Raw genomic sequence first — 21342 nt, 5'->3', positions numbered from 1 at the left:
CGGCTCAGCTGGTGATGTCTTTTCCGGAGAACCGCCGCCCGGCGTAGAGGAAGAACACCGTTCCGTAGATCGCCGCCGACAGCATGCCGCTCGCCAGGTTGGTCCAGTCGACGTCGGTCGAAATCAGGTCCATCCAGGAGAACGCGTAGTGCGTCGGCAGGTAGTTCCGGAGCCCCTCCAGCGCCGTGATCTGGTCCAGGATCTGCGACAGGATCGCCACCAGCACCGCGCCGCCGACCGCGCCGAGCGGGGCGTCGGTCGACACGCTCAGCGCGAGCGCCAGGCCGGCCACCCAGGCCAGCTGCAGGATGATGTACACAGTGGACAGTGCGATGGCGAGCAGGCTGTCGCCGAAGGACACCGCGTCGCCGGTCGGGCTGATCGCGTCGCCCGCGCCGTACCAGAGCACGCCGACGCCGAGCGACACCAGCGGCAGCAGCACCAGCGCGAACGCCGACAGCAGCCCGGACACGATCGCCTTCTGCCGCAGCACCCGCTGCCGCGGCACCGGCACGGCCAGCAGGTACTTCAGGCTCGACCACGACGCCTCGCTCGCGATCGTGTCGCCGAAGAACAGCGCGACGATCATCGGCAGCAGGAACGTCCCCGACACGAACAGCGCCAGCACGACGAAGTTCGGCGCGGACGCCGTCGCCAGGTCGACGAACCCGCCGCTGCGCCGGTTCGGGTTCGACTGCCCGAGCTGGAACGCGAGCACGAGGATGAACGGCAGGATCGCGACGAACCCGAGCAGGAACTGCGTGCGCCGCCGCTTCAGCTGGCGCCGCAGCTCGACGCCGAGCCGCAGCGTCCGCCGCGCCGAGTAGCCCTCGACCGCGCCGTCCGGCCCGACGCCGGCGTGCTCGGCCGACGCGAGGTCGCTCAGCTCGTCCAGCGCGTGCGGGTCGGTGTGCACACCCTCGCTCACGACTCTTCTCCCACCAGTTGCAGGAACGCGTCTTCCAGCCGGCGCCGAGGCCCGGCCTGCTCCACCGCGACGCCCGCGCGCACCAGCGCGGCCACGCCCTCGGCCCGCGGCAGCTCACCCAGGTTCGCGTGCACGAGGTCGCCCTCGACGTCGACGTCGGTGACGCCGCTGAGCGCCTTGAGCGCCGCCGCGGCCGCGGCCGGGTCGTCGACCCGGAACGTCGCCTCGCCACCGGCCGCGGCCAGCTCGCCGACCTCGCCCGAGGCGACCAGCGAGCCGCGGTGCATGACCACGACGTGCGTGCAGGTCTGCTCGACCTCGGCCAGCAGGTGGCTGGACACCACCACCGTGCGGCCGGTCGCGGCGTACCGCTTCAGCACCTCGCGCATCTGGTGGATCTGGGGCGGGTCGAGCCCGTTGGTCGGTTCGTCGAGCACCATGAGCTCCGGCAGGCCGAGCATCGCCTGCGCGATCGCCAGCCGCTGCCGCATGCCCTGGCTGTAGGTCCGCACCCGGCGTTCGACGGCGTTGCCGAGCCCGGCGATCTCCAGCGCCTCGGCGAAGTGCGCCTTGTCGGCCGGACGTCCGGTGGAAGCCCAGTACAGCTCGAGGTTGGCCCGGCCGGACAGGTGCGGCAGGAAGCCCGAGCCCTCCACGAACGAGCCGATGCGCGAGAGCACCGGCGCGCCCGGGGTGATCTTGTGCCCGAACACGCGGATGCTGCCCGCGGTCGGCGTGATCAGGCCCATCAGCATCCGCAGGGTGGTCGTCTTGCCGGCACCGTTCGGCCCGAGCAGGCCGAGCACCTGGCCCGGTTCGACGCGGAAGGACAGGTCCTTCACCGCCACGAACCCGCCCGCGTACTGCTTGCGCAGCCCCTCGATGACCAGCGGGGTGGTGGCGAGCCCGGGGTCGACGTCGGTGGCCCGGCAGCGGCGCAGCGCCGCGAAGAGCACCGCGGCGAGACCGATCGCCAGCGTGACGCCGATGCCGGCGAGCTGCCCGACCGGCGCCGGGGAGCCGACGGACTTGCCCGGCACCACCGGCACGGCCAGCGCGGTGCCGCCGGCGAGCCCGATCCGGAACACCGCGGGCGCGGCCGGGGCGGCGTAGCCCTGGTCGGTGGTGCCGACCACGAGCCGCAGCGAGTGGCCGCCTTCGATCGGCCGGACGATGCCGGGCAGCGTCACGGTGACGTCGACCGGGGTGCCGTCGGCGGGCAGGCCGCTCACCCGGAACGGCGCGATGGCGTTGGCCGGCAGCACGCGCGAGCCGTCCTGCCCGACGTCGTAGAGCTTCGCGAACAGGACCGCGTCCGGCTGCGGGTGCGCCGGGTCCGCGGCGACCTGCAGCCGCACGGTCGACGAGCCGCTGACGACGACCTGGCCGTCGAAGGCGGCCGTGGTGAACTGCGCGGCCTGGCCGGGCGGGTCGTTGCTGAACAGCGCGCCGAGCCGCGCCGAGCTGCTCGCGACGCCGTTGAGGCCGGGAATCCCGCTGACCGCGGCCGGGTTCGCGCCGGCCGGGCGCACCACCGGCTGCGCGGGCCCGCTCAGCGCCAGCAGCCGCCGCTCGGTCGCCGGCCCGGTCAGCCCGGGGTAGGCGGCCGCGTTGACCGTGCGGACCGACGGCGCCCCGTTGGCGCGCAACGTGCCCTGGACGTCGTAGCTGAAGCCGGTGCCGGGGTCGCCGTCGTCCAGCGCCGTCTTCAGGAAGTCGGCGATCTTGGCGCGCAGCTGCGGGCCGGGCTTGCCGCCGTCGTGGCCGCCGGTGTACCAGATCGTCTTGACCTTGCCGCCCGCCGCGGTGATCTGCCGGGCGTTCGCGTCGGACTGGTCGAGGCCGAAGAGCGTGTCGCTCTCGCCCTGCACGAGCAGCGTCGGCACGGTGATCCGGTCCGTGACGGACGCGGGGGAGACGCGGCGCAGCAGGTCGACGCTCGCCTGGCTCGCCTGCCCGGTGGTGCCGAGCTCGGTGTAGGCGCGGCAGACCGCGGCGGTGAACCGGCCACACGGGTCGGCCGGGCCGCCACGCGGCCCGCCCGCGCCCGGCGGTGCCGCGGGGAGAGCGGCCGCGGCGGTCCCGGTCGCGCCGGTGGACCCGGTGTCCGTCTCCTGCCCGGCCTCCGGCGCCTCGGCGGACGGCGAGCCGCTCGCCGCGGCGCCCGAGCCGGCCGAGAAGAAGATGCCGGCCCAGCTCTTCTTGAAGACGCCGTCGGTGGCGAAGGCGCCGGCGGACGGGGTGCCCGGGGCCGTGGACGCGGGGGTCGCCGCGTTCGGGATCAGGCCCTGGGCCAGGTCGTTGTAGGTGATCACGGGCGCGATCGCGTCGACGCGCTTGTCCGTGCCGGCCAGCAGGAGTGACAGCGCACCGCCGTAGGAGGCGCCGGAGACGGCGACCTTCGGATCGCCCTTGGCGTCGAGGGTGACCTGGTGCTGCGCGACGAGCCGGTCGATCAGGCGGCTCGCGTCGGCGACCTCGCCGTCCGGGTCGTTGAGCCCGATCTTGCCGGTGCTCTTGCCGAACCCGCGCGCGGACCACGTCATCACGACGAAGCCCTTCCGCGCGAGCTCGCGGGCGTCGTCGGCGACGCTGTTCTTGTCGCCGCCGAAGCCGTGCGCGAGCAGCACCGCCGGTGCGGGCACGGTCGCGGGGAGGTAGGTGGTCGTGTCGATCTTGACCCGCTCCGCCGAACCGGGGGCTGCGGGCAGGTCGATCAACGCGTCCTGGGTGGGCACGGCGAGCGGGGCCGTGTCGCGCGTCGCCCAGAGGACGGTCGCGGCGGCGAGCACCGCCACGACGGCGCCGAGCGCGGTGAACCGGGCTCGGCGGGTGCGCGGGAGCGAAAGTCGGGGCACGACGTGACCGTAGGTGAACTTTCCTGAGAGTGTTCTCCGCGGCTCACAGTGATCACACTTTCCGGACCACCTGGTGGACCGAAGTGACCGGAATTACACGACCAACCCGGTGACGTGCGCGATCCCGGCTGGCGTTCGGTGGGAGGAACCGGCAAACTGGACGCGCTGTGAGGGGAGTATTCCTTCGCGGCGGTGTCGTCAGCACGGTGGCCTGCGCCCCCGGCACCGTCGGCCGGTGGTTTCCACCGGCGGGAGAGACCTCCGGTTAGTTGCTGCTGCGCACTATCCGGAGGTTTCGGTTCCATGACTGTCCCCCTGTGGCTGTGGATCGCCACGATCGGTGGCCTGCTCGCGCTGATCGCGCTGGACCTGGTCATCGTCGATCGCAAGCCGCACGAAGTGACCACGGGGGAAGCGGCTCGCTGGGTCATCTTCTACGTCTCGTGCGCGATCGTCTTCGGCATCGGCGTGTGGGTCTTCGCCGGGCACGACCCGGGCGTCGAGTTCTTCACCGGGTACATCACCGAGTACTCGCTGAGCGTCGACAACCTGTTCATCTTCATGATCATCATGAGCTCGTTCAAGGTGCCCGCCATCCACCAGCACCGCGTGCTGCTGGTCGGCATCCTGCTCGCGCTCGCCATGCGGAGCGTCTTCATCGCCATCGGCGCCGCGCTGATCGAGCAGTTCGTCTGGGTGTTCTTCCTCTTCGGGGCGGTGCTGATCTGGACGGCGATCAGCATGCTGCGCGGCAAGGGCGAGGAAGAGGAGTACCACGAGAACGCCGTCACCCGGCAGGTCCGCAAGATCGCCCCGGTGACCGACGACTACCACGGCCACCACTACACGGTGAAGATCAACGGCAAGCGGATGATCACTCCGATGCTGCTGGTGATCGTGGCCATCGGCTCGGCCGACCTGCTCTTCGCCGTCGACTCCATCCCGGCGATCTTCGGCATCACGCAGGAGGCGTTCCTCGTCTTCACCGCCAACGCGTTCGCGCTGATGGGCCTGCGCCAGCTGTACTTCCTGCTCGGCGGCCTGGTGACCAAGCTCGTCTACCTCAGCTACGGCCTCGCGGTCATCCTCGCCTTCATCGGGGCCAAGCTGTTCCTGCACGCCCTGCACGAGTACCACGTCGTCCCGGACTGGCTGGACATCAACAACTGGGTCTCCCTCGGCGTGATCGTCGTCGTGCTCACCGTGACCACGGTGGCCAGCCTGGCGAAGGCCCGGCGCGACGAGCGCAAGCAGGTCGTTGCTTAGCGTCCGGCAAAATCGTTCGCCTGGCTAAGGATTTCGGGTACCGTCGGTCAGGTGCGTCCTGCCGACATCGAAGTCCTCGTCGTTCCCGGCCGTCCCGCCCTGCGCGGAAACCTGCTGCTCACGGCGATCAAGAGACCGGATCTCACCACGAACGCCACCCACAGCGCGGTGCGGCGGGTGGCCCTCGACGGCGGCGAGGCCGCGTGGACCCACGGTCCACGCGACTCGGCCCCGGCCATCTCGCCGGACGGGCGCTGGGTCGCGTTCCTCCGCGCGGGGGACGGCAAGGGCGCGGACGGCAACCCGCAGCTGCACGTGATGCCGTCGGACGGCGGGGAGGCCCGTCGGCTGACGTCGCTGCCGCTCGGGGCCGGGGAGCCGGTGTGGGCGCCGGATTCGCGGCGGATCGCGTTCACCGCGCGCGTGCCCGAGGCCGGCCGCTACGGCACGCCGGACGCCGACGGCGAGACGCCGGAGCCGGCCGCCGAGGCGCCGCGCCGGATCGCGCGGATGGACTACCGGATCGACGACGTCGGCTTCCTGCTGGACCGCATGCAGCGGCTGTTCGTCGTCGACGCCCTCGAGCTCGGGGACGTCGAGCCGTTGACCGGGCCCGGGTTCGACGCGGCCCACCCGGCCTGGACACCGGACGGCACGCGCGTGGTCTTCACCGCCCCGCCGGACTGGGGCGCGGCCGAGAGCGACTTCCGCGACATCTGCGCGATCTCCGCCGAGGGCGGCGAACCCGAAGTCGTCGTGCGCTGCGAGGGGTTCTCGGAGCGGCCGGTGTTCGGCCCCGACGGCACGTTGTTCTACTTCGGACAGTCCTTCGAGGAGCACCACGAAGCCGCGCCGACCGGGCTCTACGCGGCGACGCCGGAGTTCGGCGCCGGCCCGGTGAAGGCCCGACGGCTCACCGACGCCGAGACCGTCGACTGCGAGACTGTGGCGGGCCCGCCGGCTCCGCGCGGGGACGACGTCGTGGTGGCGGTCCGCAACCGCGGCGCGGTGGAACTGCGCGCGGTCTCCGTCGACGCCGTCGAGGCCCCGCTGGCCGACCTGGCGGTGGTCTACGCCGAGCAGGCCGCCGTCCGGTCGTTCACCCTGGACGGTTCGGTGCTGGTGGCGGTAATCGCGACGCCGTCGACCGCGGGTGAGGTCGTGCTGCTCGGCGAGGGCGCCCCACGGGTGCTCACCGACTACGCGAAGCCTCTGCGGGACAAGGGCATCCGGCCGATGATCGAGCTGGAGACGACCGCGCCGGACGGCTACCCGGTGCACGGCTGGCTGGTGCTGCCCGAGGGCGAGGGCCCGCACCCGGTGCTGCGGGTGGTCCACGGCGGCCCGTTCACCCAGCAGGAGTGGGCGGTGTTCGACGAGGCGCAGGTCTACGCGACGGCGGGCTACGCGGTGGTGGTCGGCAACCCGCGCGGGTCGGCGGGCTACGGGCAGACGCACGGCCACGCGATCACCCACGGCTTCGGCACGGTCGACGTCGACGACGTCCTGGCGCTGCTGGACAAGGCGCTGGAGAGGCCGGACCTGGACGCCACCCGCGTCGGCGTCATGGGCGGTTCGTACGGCGGGTTCATGACGAGCTGGCTGGCCGCCCACCACGGCGAGCGCTTCAAGGCGGCGTGGAGCGAGCGCGCGGTCAACGCGTGGGACTCGATGCTCGGCAGCTCCGACATCGGCTACATGTTCGTCGACGCCTACATCGGCTCCTCGCCGGAGGTGCAGCGCGACCGGTCGCCGCTTTCGTACGCGGCGCAGATCAAGATCCCGTTCGCGGTGGTGCATTCGGAGCAGGACTGGCGCTGCCCGCTGGAGCAGGCGGAGCGGATGTTCGTGGCGCTGCGCCGGGCGGGCGCGCCGGCGGAGATGCTGATCTTCCCCGGCGAAGGCCACGAGCTGAGCCGCTCGGGCCGGCCGCGGCACCGCGTCCAGCGCTTCGAAGCGATCCTCGAATGGTGGGCGCGGCACCTGTAGTGCGCGGCCTGGTCTGCTTCGACGTCGACGGCACCCTCGTCCCGGGCACCAGCTCGTGCGCGTGGGTGGCCGCGGCGTTGGGGCACGAGGCCGAGCTCGTCGCGGCCGAAGCGGCTTACGTCGCGGGGACGATGACCAACCAGGAGGCGTCGGTCATCGACGCCCGCGGCTGGGCAGGGCACACGGAGGCGGAGATCCTGGCCCGGCTGGCGACGCTGCCGCTGGTCGACGGGATCGCCGAGACGGTGCGGTGGTGCCGGGAGCACGACCTGCGCCCGATCCTCACGACGCTCGCGTGGGCGCCGGTGGGCCGGATGCTCGCCGGCCGGTTCGGGTTCGCGGCGTACTGCGGCCCGGTGCCCGAAGCGGTCGGCGGCCGCTACACCGGGCGGGTCGCCGAGCACCTGGACGAGTACGGCAAGCGCGACTTCGCGCTCGCGCAGGGGTTCGCGCCGGAGTGCTGTGTCGCGGTCGGGGACAGCCGGTCGGATCTGCCGCTCTTCGCCGCGGTCGGGACGAGCATCGGGTTCAACGCCGCGCCGGGGGCCCGGGCCGTCGCGACCCACGTCGTCGACGGCGGCGACCTGCGGGCGATCATCCCGTTGCTCGCGGCTCAGTTCAGCAGCGTGTAGTTCAGCTCTTCGCAGACCCGGCCGAGCGGCACGTCCAGGCCCGGGTGGTCCAGCGGCAGCAGGACGTCCGGCGCGATCGGGAGCGCGGCGCCCGCCGGCGGGTCCCACAGGCAGATCGCGGGGTCGCCGGAGTCCATCGACGAGCGGTACCAGAGGCCGTCGAGGTCGCTGAACGCGCCGCGGATCGCGCGCGCCCACGCCTGCGTCAGCTTCTTCGGCCCGCTGGAGATCTCCTGGGAGGCGCCGACCCGCGTCGGCCAGAGACCGGTGAGGTCGAGCAGGCGCAGGGTCCGCGTCGGGCGGACGACGACCAGCCGGGGACCGCGGGTGCGGCGGTCGACCGTCGAGCTGGTCTGGAAGACCTCCGCGACGGACGTGCGCACGGTGAGGCCGAAGTAGAGGACGCCGTTCGCGGGATCGGTGACCGGCGCGCCGCCGCGGCCGGGCGTCTGCTGGTCGAACCGGCCGTGCGGGAGCGGGCCGGTGTAGCGGAACGAGTTCCACTGCTGGGGGTGGTTGCCGTGCGCGGTGAAGATCCGTACGAGCCTGGTCGCGGGCTGGACCGTCACCACGTCGTCGGCGCGGTTCAGCTGCCGGACCAGGACGGATCGGGCGGGCGGCAGCGGGAGCCGGGCCATGGGTCGGGGGTGGTCCGTCCTTGTCGGTGATCTTGCTCGGGAGGGTCCAGCCTAGAGCGGAGTGCCGAGCGTGGCGATGAGGCGGGCGACGTGCTCCGGATCACCACCGGAGAGGAGCCATTGGCGTGGCGTCGCGGCCTGGTCGTTGATGACGAGATCGGCCTGCGGGGTGCTCATGAAGGCGGCGACGACGAGGGCGGGCTGGTCTTCGGGCAGTGCTTTGAGGACGACTTCGAGCCCGGGCAGCACGCCCGAGCCGGCGAACTGCCACGCGGGGAGCCGCCACCCGCCGTCTTTCCAGCCGGTCAGCCGCCCTTCCTTGAGGCGGTGCCGGATCCGGCTGTCGTCGACGCCGAGGGCCTTGGCGGCTTCGTTGACGCTGAGCGCCCCTTCGGCGAGCACGGCGTGGGCGGCGACGGTGCGCGCCCGGAAGTCGGGTTCGTCTTCCCGCCGGGGGGAGAGATCGAGGCCGACATCGGTCAGCGCGGCGCGCTGGTCGGCCGAGAAGTAGTGCGAAGGATCCGGATTCGGTGGGGACAGTCTGCGTGCGGCGTCTTCGACGAGAGTGAGGAACTCATTCGCGTCGACCTTCAGGCCCGCCTTGGCGAGGATGTTCTCCAGCGCTACAGACATGTGGCTCAGGTTAACCCGAAACAGCGCGGATGTGCGGGTTCGTGCGCTTTCTTGCCCTGTCTGTGGGTGAATTCACCAGAGATCGACACTTACGGCACATCATCCAACACGTTGAGTAAGCAACTTCCGGTCAGTTTCCCTGGAGCGGGTCCGGTTGTCCAGTGCTGGTCCGGCTTGACACTGGGTGGGCGCGCACCTACGTTCCGGATGAGTAAACGATTTCCGCTCCGTGCTCACAGGACCCGGCGTTCCGGCGCCGGTGATGGGGGACACAGGGGGTGGGGCGTGCCTGGGGGGCCCGGCACGAGCCGGCCCCCAGGCACGTCGCTCGCCCGGCTCTGCCGCAACGCCAAGCGACCTCCAGGCACGCAGGCCGGCCCGCCAGGTGTGCCGGCCGGCCTCGGCGCGGGGCGTCCCACCCCTCTCGGGTCAGCGGCGGGAGCTCTTCCGGACGATCAACCGGGCCTCGAGCGTCGTCGTGGTTGCGTCGCGGCTGCTGTCGGAAATGCGGGCCAGCAGGAGCTGGGCCGCCACCCGGCCGACTTCGTACGCCGGTTGGGCGACCACCGTCAGGGGAGGGTCGATCAGCGTTGTCCACGGCGCGTCGTCGAACGAAACGATGCCCACGTCGCTCCCCGGGCGCAGGCCGCGGGCCGACAGCGCCTCCAGCACTCCGATCGCCATCGTGCTGTTCGCGACCAAGAGCGCGTCCGGGGGCGAGGGCTCGTCGAGCAGTTCCAGCGCCGCCAAGCGGGCGCCTTCGGCGCGGTATTCCGCCCGGCGGAACAGGACGTTCTCCTCGCCGACGACATCGGCGTACCCCGCCAGGCGGTCTTCGGCCGTGCGGACGCCCGGGGGGCCGGTCAGGCAGCCGACGCGTCCGTAGCCGCCGGCGAGCAGGTGCCGGGTGGCTTCGGCGGCCGCGTGGCGGGTGTCGACCAGCACCTGGTCGCCCTCCGCCGCCTGCAGCGGCCGGTCCACCGCCACCAGTGGCGTGCCCTGGCGGCGGAGGCCTTCGACGTTCGTCGACCGGCCGGTGGGCGACAGCACCACGCCGGCGACCCGCTCCTGCAGCGCGACCTCGATGTAGCGCCGCTCCTTGTCCTCGTTTTCGTCGGAGTTGCAGAGGACCACCGAATAGCCGGACCGCTGCGCGAGATCCTCGACGCCCCGGGCGATGGCGGTGAAGAACGGGTTCTCCACGTCGGAGATGATCAGCGCGAGCACCGCCGTCTCCTGACGGCGGAGGTTCCGGGCCAGCCCGTTCGGGTGGTACCCGAGCTCGGCGGCCGCCTCCTGGACCCGCGCGGCGAGCGTCGGGTCCACAGTGGACTTCCCGTTGAGCGCGCGCGACACGGTCGCCGTGGAGACGCCGGCTCTGGCCGCGACGTCGCTGATGGTGGCCACACGCCCTCCCTGATCACTCGTCGAGGGGAGAATAGCGCTCTTGGTAGTCGTTTACCGTCCGCTTACCTTTTTGGGTGAACACCCACTTCCGGTTGACCGCACGGGTTACGCCGAACGGAGTCGATCACGCTCGGCAACGTCCATAGTGGAGAGTGCACCGAAGTAGCGGCGCGGCGTGAGGCCGGTCAGCGCCCGGCAGTCCCGGCTGAGGTGCGCTTGATCGGCGTACCCCGCGCCGGCGGCCAGCGCGGCCAGGCCGGGCACGAGCGGAGCCAGCGCGACGGCCCGCTGGAACCGGCTGACCCGGAGGTAGGTGGCCGGCCCGTACCCGACGGCCTGGACGAACCGCCGCCGCAGCCGCCGCTCGCTCACCGCACCCGCCCCGGTGGCCGCCGCGGGCCGGACCAGCCCCGCCGCTGCTTCGCCGAACCCGGGCCGGGTCGAACCCGCCGCTGCTTCGCGGAACCCGGGTCGGGCCAACCCCGCCGCCGCTTCGCCGAGTCCGGGTCGGGCCAGCCTCGCCGCTGCTTCGCCGAGTCCGGGCCGGACCAGCCCCGCCGCCGCCTCGCCCACCCGGGCCACCCCCGCATCCAGCCGCGCGATCAACTCCGCCACCGCCGGATCCGGCGGCGGTAGGTCCACCACCCGCCCGGCCACCGCGGCAACCGGCGACAGCACCCCCTCCGCCAACCGCTCCGCCACCGACCGCCCCCACAGCTCACCCAACGGCACCCGCCTGTCCCGCAGCTCGTCCGCCGCCACGCCCAGCACCGCCGCCGCCCGGCCCGGCACGAACCGCACGCCGCTCAGCACCCCCTTCGCCTCCGAAGACCACGCCGCCGTGTCCGGGCCCGCCACGAACGCCGTGCCGTCGCCCACCACCAGGTCCACGCAGCCGTCCGGGACGATCCGCTTCGGTCCCTCCGAAGCCGATCGCCACACGCACCTCGCCACGCCCCGCAACACCGCCGGCGCCGGCGCCTCCTCGTACACAACCCCGATCATCCCCCGCGGGTCCGACAAAAACCGGCGCCGAGGCAGCCACCCGTCCGGGTGAACATCGAACTTCCCGCGAAGAGCTGCTAACGCCCTGTCAGGTCACGGCGAGATATAGGTCGACGCACTCGACGGGAGTGCGCGGGACGAGAGAAGACCTCGCCATGGGCGTTCCCACCGCGACCCGGCACCGGCGCGACTGCGCCGTGCGGGCTCGGTCGGCCGGCAGCTTCGTCGTCGTCCTCGGCGTGCTCGCCGCGGCCTTCGCGGTGACCGCCTACGTCGTACCCCGGTCCGCGCGCGGCCCGGCCAAGGACGAGGCCGCCACCGCGCCGGTCGCCCCGGCCGCGGTCCGCACCGTCACCCACAGCGTCGTCTACGAACTGCTCGGCGCGCACGGCGCCCGCAACGTCACCTACGCCGCCGCGGGCTCGGCGCTGACCCAGCAGGCCGAGGTCGCGACGCCGTGGTCCACGCAGTTCACCCGGGTCGGCCCCGCCGGGCGCACCGAGTTCTACAGCATCGCCGCCCGCAACCCCGGCCCCGGCGCGCTGCGCTGCCGGATCGTCGTCGACGGCGCCGTCGTCGCCGAGAAGACCGAGACCGAGCCGGGGCGCCTCTTCAGCTGCGCCGTCTGAGCGGCAGGATCGGCGGCGTGAACGCCGCCATCACCTTCGGGCCCGCCCTGGCGGCCGTCCTGCTCCTGCTCGCCGTCGCCGGTGCGGCCGTCGTCCGGGCGGGCGGTCTCGGCCGGGGACGCGCGGTGCTGATCGCCGCCGCCCGCGCGGTCGCCCAGCTCGCCGCCGTGTCGCTGGTGATCACCGCCGTCCTCCGCTCGGCGCCGCTGACCGGCCTCTTCGTGCTGCTGATGTTCGGGATCGCCGCGGTGACGTCGGCGCGCCGCGTCGGTACCCGCAGGAACCTCCCGTGGACGGCGCTGGCCATCGCCGCCGGCGTCGCCCCGGTGCTCGCGCTGGTCCTCGGCGCCGGCGTCGTCCCGCTGGAGCCCGATCGCGGTCGTGCCGATCGCGGGCATCGTGATCGGCGGTGCCATGACCGCGACGTCGCAGGCCGCCCGCCGCGCCCTCGACGAGCTCGAGTCCCGGCACGGCGAGTACGAAGCCGCGCTGGCACTGGGGTTCCTGCCGCGCCCGGCCGCGCTGGAGATCTGCCGGCCCTCCGCCGGGCACGCGCTGATCCCGGCGCTCGACCAGACCCGCACGGTCGGGCTGGTGACGCTCCCCGGTGCCTACGTCGGCGTCCTGCTCGGCGGCGCGGGGCCGCTCCAGGCCGGGATGACGCAGGTCCTCGTGCTGATCGGGCTGCTGGCCGCGGAAGCCTGCTCGATCCTGGTGACCGTGCAGTTCGTCGCGGCCGGGAAGCTCAGCCGAGCGGCGTAGCCAGGTGGGCGGTGTCGTTGAAGCGCCGCACGATCCAGTTTTCGCCGTGCAGCACCAGGTGCGAGATCGACCCGTTGTCGGCGCCGAGGAACGCGAACCGCTCCACCGCGCGGCTCGCCTGGGCGAACACCTCGCCGATCACGCCGCCGTGGGTGAACACCGCGACGCGCTGGTCCGGGTGCGCGGCCGCGATGCGGGTCAGCGCGCCGCGCAGCCGGGCCCCGAACCGCTCGTCGGACTCCGCGCCCGGGATCACGTCCCAGCGCTGCTCGGCCCACAGCCGGTCGACGATCGGGTGGCCGTCGGCCGTGTACTTCCGGAACAGGCCGTTCTCCCAGTCGCCCAGGTGGATCTCGCGCAGGTCCGGCTCGACGACCGGGGTCAGCCCCAGCTTCTCCGCCAGCGGCGCGGCGGTCTGCACCGTGCGGCGCAGCGTCGTCACGTAGATCGCGTCGATCCGCTCCCCGGCGAGCCGGACGCCGATGCGCTGGGCGTGGTCACGGCCCTCCGGCGCGAGGTCCGGGTCGGCCTGGCCGTCGACCAGCTCGAAGGGGTTGTCGCCGCGGGCCGGGGCCGATTCGCCGTGCCGGACCAGGAAGATCTCCGTCGCGCCCGGGGGCGGGCTGAAACGGTGCTGGCGGTACTCGATCTCCTGCTCCGGGGTGCTCATGACCCCGACATTAGCCCAGCTGCTTGTCCACGAAACACCATCGCCACGTCTCGCCCGGCTCGAAGCTGCGCATGACCGGATGGCGGGATTCGTGGAAGTGCTGGGTGGCGTGCCGGCGCGGCGAGGAGTCGCAGCAGGCGACGTTGCCGCACTTCAGGCACATCCGCAGGTGCACCCACGTGGTGCCCTCGGCGAGGCAGGCGGCGCAGCTGTCGGCCGAGCTGGGGTCCTTCTCCACCCACTCGTGGGCCAGGTGCTTGCACGACCCCGCCGTCGCGGCCGGGGTGCGCAGTTCGCGGCCCTCGGTGTCGGGCTCCGCTTCGTCGCGGTCGAGCATGGACTCCTCGATGTCGAGCCGCTCCAGGACCTTGCGCAGGACGTCGTCGTCGGCGCTGCCGCTGTCGCGGGCCTTGAGGAACTGGTCGCGCTCGACCTCCAGCAGCTCCAGCCGCAGCCGCCGGTAGGCGTCGCTCGGTGTCTCGGCCAGCGCGCTCTGCCGCCCGAGCTGCTCCCACGCCGAGTCGGCGCGGTGCTGCAGGCGGTCGCGCAGGCGCTGGATGATCTCCGGCGGGTCGTCGGGCGTCCGGATCTCCTCCAGCTTGGCCAGCGCCGCCCGGGTCATGTCGTGCAGGACGGCCGCCTCCTGCAGGGCGTCCTCCGCCGGGTCCGGGCGCGGCAGGCGCAGCTTCCGGATCAGCGGGGGCAGCGTCATGCCCTGCACGGCCAGGGTGCCCGCCACGACGACGAACGCCGCGAGCACCAGCACGGCTCGCTGCGGCGTGTCCGCGGGCAGCACGAACGCGGCCGCGAGCGTCACCACCCCGCGCATGCCCGCCCACGCGATGACGGCCGAATAGCGCCACGGCCAGATCTTGGCCTTGACCTTCCCGGGCAGGAGGCGCCGTTTCACGCGCTTCACGGTGCCGATCCCGGCCATCCACAGCACCCGGGTGAGGATGGTCGCGGCGAGCACCGCAACGCAGATCCAGGTCAGCGTCATCAGCGACAGGCCGCTCTCGCCGACCTCGGCGAGGATCCGCCGAAGCTGCAGGCCGATCAGCAGGAAGACCATGTTCTCCAGCAGGAACTGGATGGTCTGCCAGTTCAGCCGGGACGCCAGCCGGGTGGAGCCGGACAGGATCTGCGGCGCCTTGTGCCCGAGGATGAGCCCGGCGATCACCACCGCGAGCACACCGGAGCCGTGGATCGCTTCGGCCGGGATGTAGGCGATGAACGGCACGGCGAACGACAGCGCGGTGTCGAGCACCGGCTCGTCCATCCGGGCGCGGATGAACGCGGCCGCGAACCCGACGACCAGCCCGACCACCGCCCCGCCGATGGCCGCCCGGAAGAAGTCCGCGCCGACCTGCCAGAGGCTGACCGACCCGGCCAGCGCGGCGATGGCCGTGCGGAGGGCGACCAGCGCGGCGGCGTCGTTGAAGAGGCTCTCGCCCTCCAGGAGCCGGATCAGCTTGCGGGGCATCCCGACCCGCCGGGCCACGACGCTGGCGGCGACCGCGTCCGGCGGCGCAACGACCGCGCCGAGCGCGATGCCGCCGGCCAGCGGGAGCCCGGGGATCACCGCCCAGGCGACCACGCCGACGCCGAGCGCGGTGAACACGACGAGCCCGACCGACATCAGCCCGATCGCCCCGCGGTTCTTCCGGAAGTCGACCAGCGACGTCTGGATGGCCGCCGAGTACAGCAGCGGGGGCAGCAGGCCCAGCAGCACGACCTCGGGGTCGAGGTGGACCTCGGGCACGCCGGGGACGTAGGAGGCGGCGACGCCGACGACGATCAGGCACAGCGGGGCGGACCAGTCCAGCCGCCGCGCCACCGCGCTGACGACCAGGACGGTCACGACCAGCGCCACTATCTCTGCCGCTATGTGCACGGGGTAATCATTACCCGCCCACCGCGGCGGGTGTCACCTGGCCAGCCTCGCCGCCGCTTGGACGACACGCGTACCCCGATGGACGACACGCGTACCCGGGCGGACGACACGGTCTGCGCTGTGCCGGGTGCCGCGGCGTCCCTAGGCTGGCGGCGTGACGACGGTGGAGATCGCGGCCGGCGCGGTGCGCGGGTCCGAGCGGGGTGGGGTCAGGACGTTCCTCGGCGTGCCGTACGCCGCGCCGCCGGTGGGGGAGCTGCGGTTCCGCGTGCCCCGGCCGGTGCCGCCGTGGCCCGGTGTCCGCGACGCGACGAACTGGGCGCCCCGCGCGCCGCAGCCCGAACTGACCGGGCGGGGCTTCACCGGCGACGAGGACTGCCTGTACCTGAACGTCTACGCGCCGGCCGCGCCCGGCTCGTACCCGGTGCTGGTGTGGATCCACGGTGGCGGCGGCGTGATGGGCGCGCCGCACCAGTTCGACGCCTCCGCCTACGCGCGGCGAGGGGTCGTCGTCGTGACCGTCGCCTACCGGCTCGGCGTGCTCGGGATGCTGCACCTGCCCGGGGTCGCCGACTCGAACCTGTCCCTGCGCGACCAGGTCGCCGCCCTCGAGTGGGTGCGGGACAACGCCGGCGCGTTCGGCGGCGACCCGGGGCGCGTCACGCTCGCCGGGCAGTCCAACGGCGGCCGGACCGTCGGGACGCTGCTGGCGGTACCCGCCACCCGCGGGCTGGTCCACCAGGCGATCGTGCAGAGCGGCACGGGCGTCGGCTCGGTCGTCCACACCCCGGCCGAGGGCGCGGCTGTCGCCGACGCCGTCCTGCGGGAACTGGAAGCCCGGCCCGAGGACCTCGCCACGCTGCCGGTCACGCAGATCCTCCAAGCGCAGCAACGGGTTTCGGCGGTTTCGGGCACCAAGGTGACCTACCGCGTGGTCGTCGGCGACGAGCTGCTCCCGCGCCGGCCACTGGACGGCGTCCGCGAGGTCCCGCTGCTCATCGGCACGACGGCGGACGAGGAGGACCTGTTCAGCTGGCTGCAGTCGGGCGGCGCGAAGCTGCTCGGCGTCGGCTCGACGATGCTGGACGCGGCCGAGATCGACAAGGCCGTCGCGGTGTATGACGACCTACTCGATTGGCCGGAAGACCAGGTCCGCAACCGCGTGCTGACCGCGGGGGACTGGTGGCTCCCGGCGATCCGGTTCGCCGAGAAGCAGCCGAAGGCCTGGATGTACCGCCTGGACTGGCGGATCGCCCCGCGCGGCAAGGGGCTCGGCGCGGCGCACGGGCTCGACCTGCCGCTGGTGTTCGACGACATCCGGAACCGCAACTGGCGGTTCCTCTTCGCCGGCCGTCCGTTCCCGGCGGAGCGGATGCAGGCGGTGGCGACGGAGATGTCCGACGCGTGGGTCCGGTTCATCGCGAGCGGCGACCCGGGCTGGCCGCGCTACACGACCGAGGACCGCGTCACGCGCCTCTTCGACGACGTGAGCACCACGGTGTCCGACCCGGACCGCGAGCAGCGCCTGCTGTGGGACTGAGCCGGGGCGGCGCGGAACCGCCCCGGCCCAGGGCTAGACGGTGATCTTGTCGAGGTTCGGGCCGCCGTTGGCGGTCGTCGCCGTCGCCTTGATCCTGTTCGTCCCGGCGGTCAGGGAGACCGGCAGCGTGACCGTCTGCCACGTGTCCCAGTTGCCCGTGCCGCCGAACGCCACGGCCGAGGCCACCTTCGTGCCGTTGACCGTGATGTCCATCGGGCGGTTCGCCGTGGTGCCGTTGGCGAACCGCAGGACGACGTTCGCGCTGCCCGCCGCGGCCGCGTTCACGGTGAACTCCACCGCGCTGCCGGCCGCGTTGTCGTAGTTGACGAACCCGGTTCCGGTGAACCCGGCGTGGTTGGCCTCCGCGACGCCGTTCGTGATCGTCGCGTCCTCGGCCTGGTAGTCCGCCGGATCGCCCGGGCCGGGGCCGGTCGAGCCGTCCGCCGGGATCGTCTTCGTCCCGGTGTTCCAGCCGGAGACCCGCACCGACGGCGCCGCCCCGTGCAGGTCCGCGGTCCGGTACGTCGCCGTCAGCGTCGCCGACTCGCCCGGCCAGAGGGTGACCTGGTTGTCGGTCCACCGCACCGGGAGCACCGGCGCACCCGCCGCGCCGACCACGTGCGCGTCGACGAAGAACGCCGGCACCTTGCCGGACGCCGGGTTCGTCAGCGTCACCTTGGTGGTCGTGGTGCCGTCGGCGTTGGCCACCGAGGTCGCGGACGACCCGAGCGTGACCGAACCCAGCGAGTTCAGCCCCGAAAGGTCCGCGTACGCCGACTGCGGCGTGTAGTACCAGTCGCTGTTGCCCCAGTCCAGGGTGTCGGCCTTGGTGGACAGCCAGTACACGTTCCGACTGACCTCCTTGCCCGACGAATCCGTCAGGACCAGCTTCGCCAGGTACGTCGTCGACAGCCCGCTCACCGAACCGATGGTCAGCGCCGTCGTCTTGGCACCGTCACCGCCCACCGAAACGGCCTTGGTCTGGTCGAACTTCGCCGTCCCGTCCAGGTTGAACAGCTGCACGCGGGCGGTCAGGCCGGACGCCGCGTCGTGGTTGTGGTTCACGACCACGACCGACTTCGTGTCGTACGAGTACTGGATGTGCAGCGGCTCGTTCGCCTTCTTGGCCCCGAAGTACGAGCCGTTCTGGTCGAGGTAGGCGTCGAACAGCTGCCAGTGCAGCGACGTCCAGCCGCTGTTGAGCATCCAGTAGATGATCCCGGTGGCCGGGTTCGAGCCGTCGCTGAAGTTGCGCGAGTGGGACTCGAACTCGGCGCGGACGTTCTCGTACTGCGCCAGCTGCGCCTTCCGGACGAAGTCGTCCAGGCTCGACGGCTTGCCGTACCGGGCGGTCAGCGCGTTGCCGAAGAGCTTCAGGTTGGCGAAGGTCGAGGACGACGACCGGTGGTACTGCGCGGCCGACGGGTTCTTCCACATCGTGTCCAGCTCGCCGGCCGACATCATCCGCTTGAGCGTGTCCATCGTCGGGATGTCCGGCCCGGCGCTGGTCTCGGAGTTGAAGCTCCACGCGCCGCCGAGGTCGCTGTGCGCCTTGTCGTACCAGTAGTTCGGCGGGACGTAGTCGTACGGCCCGTTCATCTTCATCCCGGACGACCCCAGCTGCGGCGACGACTTCGCCGACGCGGCCGGGACCACCGGCGTCGCCCAGTCCGCGGCGGACAGCGCGTCGAGGTAGTTCTTCTCGATCGTCGCGTCGGGGGCGAAGTCGCTGCCGATCAGGAACGAGATGACGCTCGGGTGGTCGCGCAGCCGCTCGGCCTCGGCGGTCATCGACGCCTTGGCGACCGGGTAGTCCGCCGACGTCCAGGGGTCGCCCTTCTCGTCCCCGTTGACCTGGCCCTCCCACTTGTCGCAGCACTCCCAGCCGGGCAGGGTCAGCACGCCCATCCGGTCGGCGAGGTCGAAGAACTCGTCCGGCTCGATGTGCCCTTCCAGGCGCACGGTGTTGAGCCCGAGGTCCTTGACGTAGGCCAGCTTGTCGGCCGCGTACTGCGCGTTCCAGCGCAGGAACAGGTCCGGCGAGTAGCCGCCGCCCTTGATCAGCAGCGGGCGCCCGTTGATCGTGTAGGACCGGCCGCCGCTGGAGTTCTTGGCCGCGGTCACCGTGCGCACGCCGAAGCTGGAGTGCGAGGTGTCCGACGCCGTGCCGCCGACGCTCGCGGTCAGGTCGAGGTCGTAGAGCGGCTGCCCGCCCATCCCGGCCGGCCACCACACCTGCGGGTTGTCGATCCCGACCACCGGGAACGTCACGGTCTTCTTTTCTTTGGCCGCCAGTGAGACCGTCTGGCTGATCGCGCGGCCGGCGACCGTGCCCGAGACCGTCGTGCTCACCGCGCTCGCGGAGTCGTTGCGGACGTCGGCCTTCACGGTCAGGTCGGCGTGCGAGGTCCCGGTCAGCTTCGTGACGACGTGGCCGCCGCGCAGCGCCACCGGGCCGCTGCGCCGCACGAGGACGTCCCGCACGATGCCCATGTTCTGGTCCGGCGGGGTCTGCGCCCAGTCGATCCAGCCCATCGACAGGTCCTTGTTCGGGTCGTTCGGGTAGACCTTGAACGCGACGCTGTTCGTGCCGGCCTTCACCAGCGCGGTGATGTCCAGGTCGTGGCGGGTGTAGGCGCCGTTGACCTGCGTCTTGTCGGCGACGCGCGTGCCGTTGACCCAGACGTCGGCCTTCGACAGCACCCCGCTGAAGTCCAGGTAGGTGCGCTGGGTGGGGTCGGCGACGGTGAGGTCCGTGCGGTACCACCACGGGACGCCGAAGTCCGCGGTGGGCACGTTCTTCATGTTCGTCGAGTAGAACGGGTCGGCGTACTTGCCGTTGGCCAGCAGCCCCGCGTAGACGGTCGAGCGCGGGCCGACCGGGTACCAGCCGGAGGTGTTGTAACCGGGCTTGGAGACCGCGGAGTCGTCGCTGACCTGCGCGGACGTCTGGATCAGGAAGCCGGGGACGGCGGTGGCCGGTGCCGCGGCCGCCACGACCGCTCGCACCGGTTCCTGCCCGGTCGCGGCCGGGACGGTCGCCCCGGTCACGGCGACGGCCAGCACGGCCGCCGCGAGGAGAGTCCGGGTTCTTCTCTGCCGATAGCTCACTAGCGCGCCTCCTAGGCACCCACGGCGGCGGGGGACAGCGGACCATCGTTAGGGAACTTTCCTAACAATTGCGACGATCGTAGCGGCCCGGTCACGCCGGGAACAGAGGCCGTTTCGTCAGACCCGGGCCGCCTGCCACGCCGCGGCGGCCCGCAGGGCCAGCAGGAGCGGCAGGGAACCGTCTTCCCAGAGCCGCGGAGGAAGTGCCTCGCTGAGCGGGACACCGCCGGCCAGCGCGGCGCCGATCGCGGGGAGGTCGACGTCGAAGAGCGTCAGGCCGGCGCTGTAGAGCCGCTCGCCGCTGACCGGACGGCGCCGGGCGACCTCGGCGCTGTCCACCGACAGCGCGGTGAGCCCGAAGAACTCCGGCTTGGCGCCCCGCTCCATCCAGCGCGCGAAGCCGACGACCTTCGTCTCGCGGACGTCTCCGGGGGTGAGGCCGCTCTCCTCGCACAGTTCGCGTTCCATCCCGGCGCGGACCACGGTGTGCAGGAACCGGCGCGGGCCGCCATCCGGCGTGCGCAGGTCACGGGGTTCGAGCGAGCCGCTGCCCGAGGGCGCGAGCAGCAGCCCGCTGACGGAGTTGAGCGGCGACTGCCGCACGGTGACCAGCTTGCCGTCGGTGGTGAACGCGACCGTCGAGACGCCGACGAGGTCGGCCAGCGCGCTGCCGCTCAGCTCCCGGAGGGCGCCGGCGGTGTCGGTGAGCTCGGCCTTGCGCAGGTCGTACTCTTCGCCGGTGTCGGTGCGGGTGATCCGGAGCGCGGCGAGCTCGTTCGAGCAGACGGCGTCGAAGAACCGGGCCCGGTGCAGCCGGATCGGCGCGGGCCGCGCGCCGGCGGCGGGCAGCGGATCGCCGCGCATGCCGACGATCGGGCCGTTGAACAGCAGCCGGCCGCGCGCCCGCAGCGGCAGCACGTGCGGCGCGGTGGCCTTGAGCGAAGGCGGCAGCCGGTAGGGCTCCTCGGCGACGTCGACGGTGTGCCGCTCCTGCCACAGGTGCCGGTCGATGGCGGCGCTGACCAGCGCCGTCCCGCGAGCGGGCACGGCGAGGTACTCCGCTTCCGGGTAGGCGGACGGCGGTGGCAGCTCCGCGGTGGGGAAGGGGGCGGCGATGGTGGTGAACTCGAACCCGGCCCACCGGCGGCGCAGCAGCCGCAGGTCCCGGGTGAAGGTGGCGACGCCGAGCGCGAGCGCGACGACGGAGAGCACGACGCCGACGGCGCTCGGCAGGATGGTGACGACGCCGAGCGCAACACCCGCCCCGGATGCCGCGAGCGGCCACTCCCGGGCGCCGACGAAGCCGAGGTAGTCCGCCTTGGCCCGGGCGCGGCGCGTCAGTTTTCCCATCGCCGCCTTGTTTAGCACGAAGCGGGCGGG

The 21342-nt window shown here is 72.6% G+C and carries 15 protein-coding genes and 1 pseudogene; 6 read left to right on the top strand and 10 right to left on the bottom strand.

The features are described from left to right. Positions 1 to 4: 4 nt before the first annotated feature. Positions 5 to 928, bottom strand: coding sequence for an ABC transporter permease (locus ACWEGE_RS20840; RefSeq protein ID WP_449662092.1), 924 nt, complete (start codon positions 926 to 928; stop codon positions 5 to 7). Beyond that, complete coding sequence (locus tag ACWEGE_RS20835) at positions 925 to 3786, bottom strand: alpha/beta fold hydrolase (RefSeq protein WP_449662091.1); 2862 nt, start codon at positions 3784 to 3786, stop codon at positions 925 to 927. The genes ACWEGE_RS20840 and ACWEGE_RS20835 overlap by 4 nt, the downstream gene beginning before the upstream one ends. A gap of 303 nt (positions 3787 to 4089) precedes the next feature. Here ACWEGE_RS20835 and ACWEGE_RS20830 point away from each other — a divergent pair, with 303 nt between their 5' ends. From ACWEGE_RS20830 to ACWEGE_RS20820, 3 genes are read left to right on the top strand one after another with little or no spacing between them, the layout of a single operon-like run. Continuing rightward, positions 4090 to 5052 (top strand): TerC family protein, encoded by a 963-nt coding sequence (locus tag ACWEGE_RS20830; RefSeq protein ID WP_449662090.1) that lies wholly within the window; start codon positions 4090 to 4092, stop codon positions 5050 to 5052. A 51-nt stretch (positions 5053 to 5103) separates the two neighbouring features. After that, positions 5104 to 7041 (top strand): alpha/beta fold hydrolase, encoded by a 1938-nt coding sequence (locus tag ACWEGE_RS20825; protein WP_449662089.1) that lies wholly within the window; start codon positions 5104 to 5106, stop codon positions 7039 to 7041. Continuing rightward, entirely contained in the window at positions 7023 to 7673 is a 651-nt protein-coding gene (locus ACWEGE_RS20820) for an HAD family hydrolase (RefSeq protein WP_449662088.1), read from the top strand. Before ACWEGE_RS20825 ends, ACWEGE_RS20820 begins: the two co-directional genes overlap by 19 nt. On the opposite strand, the gene ACWEGE_RS20815 is transcribed toward ACWEGE_RS20820, so the two are convergent. The 4 genes from ACWEGE_RS20815 to ACWEGE_RS20800 all read right to left on the bottom strand — a co-directional run bounded on the left by ACWEGE_RS20815 (position 7655) and on the right by ACWEGE_RS20800 (position 11293). Then, entirely contained in the window at positions 7655 to 8311 is a 657-nt protein-coding gene (locus ACWEGE_RS20815) for an RES family NAD+ phosphorylase (RefSeq protein WP_176171350.1), read from the bottom strand. The genes ACWEGE_RS20820 and ACWEGE_RS20815 overlap by 19 nt on opposite strands. 51 nt (positions 8312 to 8362) lie before the next feature. Next, positions 8363 to 8944: a DNA-binding protein gene (locus tag ACWEGE_RS20810; RefSeq protein ID WP_449662087.1), complete on the bottom strand. Its 582-nt coding sequence runs from the start codon at positions 8942 to 8944 to the stop codon at positions 8363 to 8365. A 429-nt stretch (positions 8945 to 9373) separates the two neighbouring features. Next, positions 9374 to 10351 (bottom strand): LacI family DNA-binding transcriptional regulator, encoded by a 978-nt coding sequence (locus tag ACWEGE_RS20805; protein WP_449662086.1) that lies wholly within the window; start codon positions 10349 to 10351, stop codon positions 9374 to 9376. A 105-nt stretch (positions 10352 to 10456) separates the two neighbouring features. Then, positions 10457 to 11293: a helix-turn-helix domain-containing protein gene (locus ACWEGE_RS20800; protein ID WP_449662279.1), complete on the bottom strand. Its 837-nt coding sequence runs from the start codon at positions 11291 to 11293 to the stop codon at positions 10457 to 10459. A gap of 218 nt (positions 11294 to 11511) precedes the next feature. Between ACWEGE_RS20800 and ACWEGE_RS20795 the strand changes: the two genes are divergently transcribed. Together ACWEGE_RS20795 and ACWEGE_RS20790 are read left to right on the top strand one after the other, a co-directional pair. Further along, positions 11512 to 11985, top strand: coding sequence for an MmpS family transport accessory protein (locus tag ACWEGE_RS20795; RefSeq protein ID WP_449662085.1), 474 nt, complete (start codon positions 11512 to 11514; stop codon positions 11983 to 11985). 17 nt (positions 11986 to 12002) lie between these two features. After that, positions 12003 to 12747 (top strand): annotated as a pseudogene (locus ACWEGE_RS20790) (ABC transporter permease). Here the strand turns inward: ACWEGE_RS20790 and ACWEGE_RS20785 are convergent. Both ACWEGE_RS20785 and ACWEGE_RS20780 read right to left on the bottom strand, forming a co-directional pair. Continuing rightward, positions 12731 to 13417: a histidine phosphatase family protein gene (locus ACWEGE_RS20785; protein ID WP_449662084.1), complete on the bottom strand. Its 687-nt coding sequence runs from the start codon at positions 13415 to 13417 to the stop codon at positions 12731 to 12733. The pseudogene ACWEGE_RS20790 and the gene ACWEGE_RS20785 overlap by 17 nt on opposite strands. Positions 13418 to 13427: 10 nt before the next feature. Further along, a complete protein-coding gene (locus ACWEGE_RS20780) occupies positions 13428 to 15311 on the bottom strand; it encodes a Na+/H+ antiporter (RefSeq protein WP_449662083.1) in 1884 nt (627 codons plus the stop codon). A 154-nt stretch (positions 15312 to 15465) separates the two neighbouring features. Between ACWEGE_RS20780 and ACWEGE_RS20775 the strand changes: the two genes are divergently transcribed. Continuing rightward, a complete protein-coding gene (locus ACWEGE_RS20775) occupies positions 15466 to 16851 on the top strand; it encodes a carboxylesterase/lipase family protein (RefSeq protein WP_449662082.1) in 1386 nt (461 codons plus the stop codon). 33 nt (positions 16852 to 16884) lie between these two features. Here the strand turns inward: ACWEGE_RS20775 and ACWEGE_RS20770 are convergent, their stop codons facing one another. Both ACWEGE_RS20770 and ACWEGE_RS20765 read right to left on the bottom strand, forming a co-directional pair. Then, on the bottom strand, positions 16885 to 19962 hold the full coding sequence (locus tag ACWEGE_RS20770) for a glycosyl hydrolase 2 galactose-binding domain-containing protein (RefSeq protein ID WP_449662081.1): 3078 nt from the start codon (positions 19960 to 19962) through the stop codon (positions 16885 to 16887). Between the two features lie 117 nt (positions 19963 to 20079). Then, entirely contained in the window at positions 20080 to 21312 is a 1233-nt protein-coding gene (locus ACWEGE_RS20765; protein WP_449662080.1) for a hypothetical protein, read from the bottom strand. Positions 21313 to 21342 lie beyond the last annotated feature (30 nt).

The organism is Amycolatopsis sp. NPDC004747, from assembly GCF_053601335.1.
The sequence above is the reverse complement of the archived record's forward strand: the minus strand, read 5'-3'. Positions and strand labels throughout refer to the sequence as shown.

Excerpts from the sequence above, each read along its gene's own strand:
- ACWEGE_RS20815 (WP_176171350.1), bottom strand. The coding sequence starts at position 8,311 with ATGGCCCGGCTCCCGCTGCCGCCCGCCCGATCCGTCCTGGTCCGGCAG.
- ACWEGE_RS20765 (WP_449662080.1), bottom strand. The coding sequence starts at position 21,312 with ATGGGAAAACTGACGCGCCGCGCCCGGGCCAAGGCGGACTACCTCGGC.
- ACWEGE_RS20810 (WP_449662087.1), bottom strand. The coding sequence starts at position 8,944 with ATGTCTGTAGCGCTGGAGAACATCCTCGCCAAGGCGGGCCTGAAGGTC.
- ACWEGE_RS20830 (WP_449662090.1), top strand. The coding sequence starts at position 4,090 with ATGACTGTCCCCCTGTGGCTGTGGATCGCCACGATCGGTGGCCTGCTC.
- ACWEGE_RS20785 (WP_449662084.1), bottom strand. The coding sequence starts at position 13,417 with ATGAGCACCCCGGAGCAGGAGATCGAGTACCGCCAGCACCGTTTCAGC.
- ACWEGE_RS20795 (WP_449662085.1), top strand. The coding sequence starts at position 11,512 with ATGGGCGTTCCCACCGCGACCCGGCACCGGCGCGACTGCGCCGTGCGG.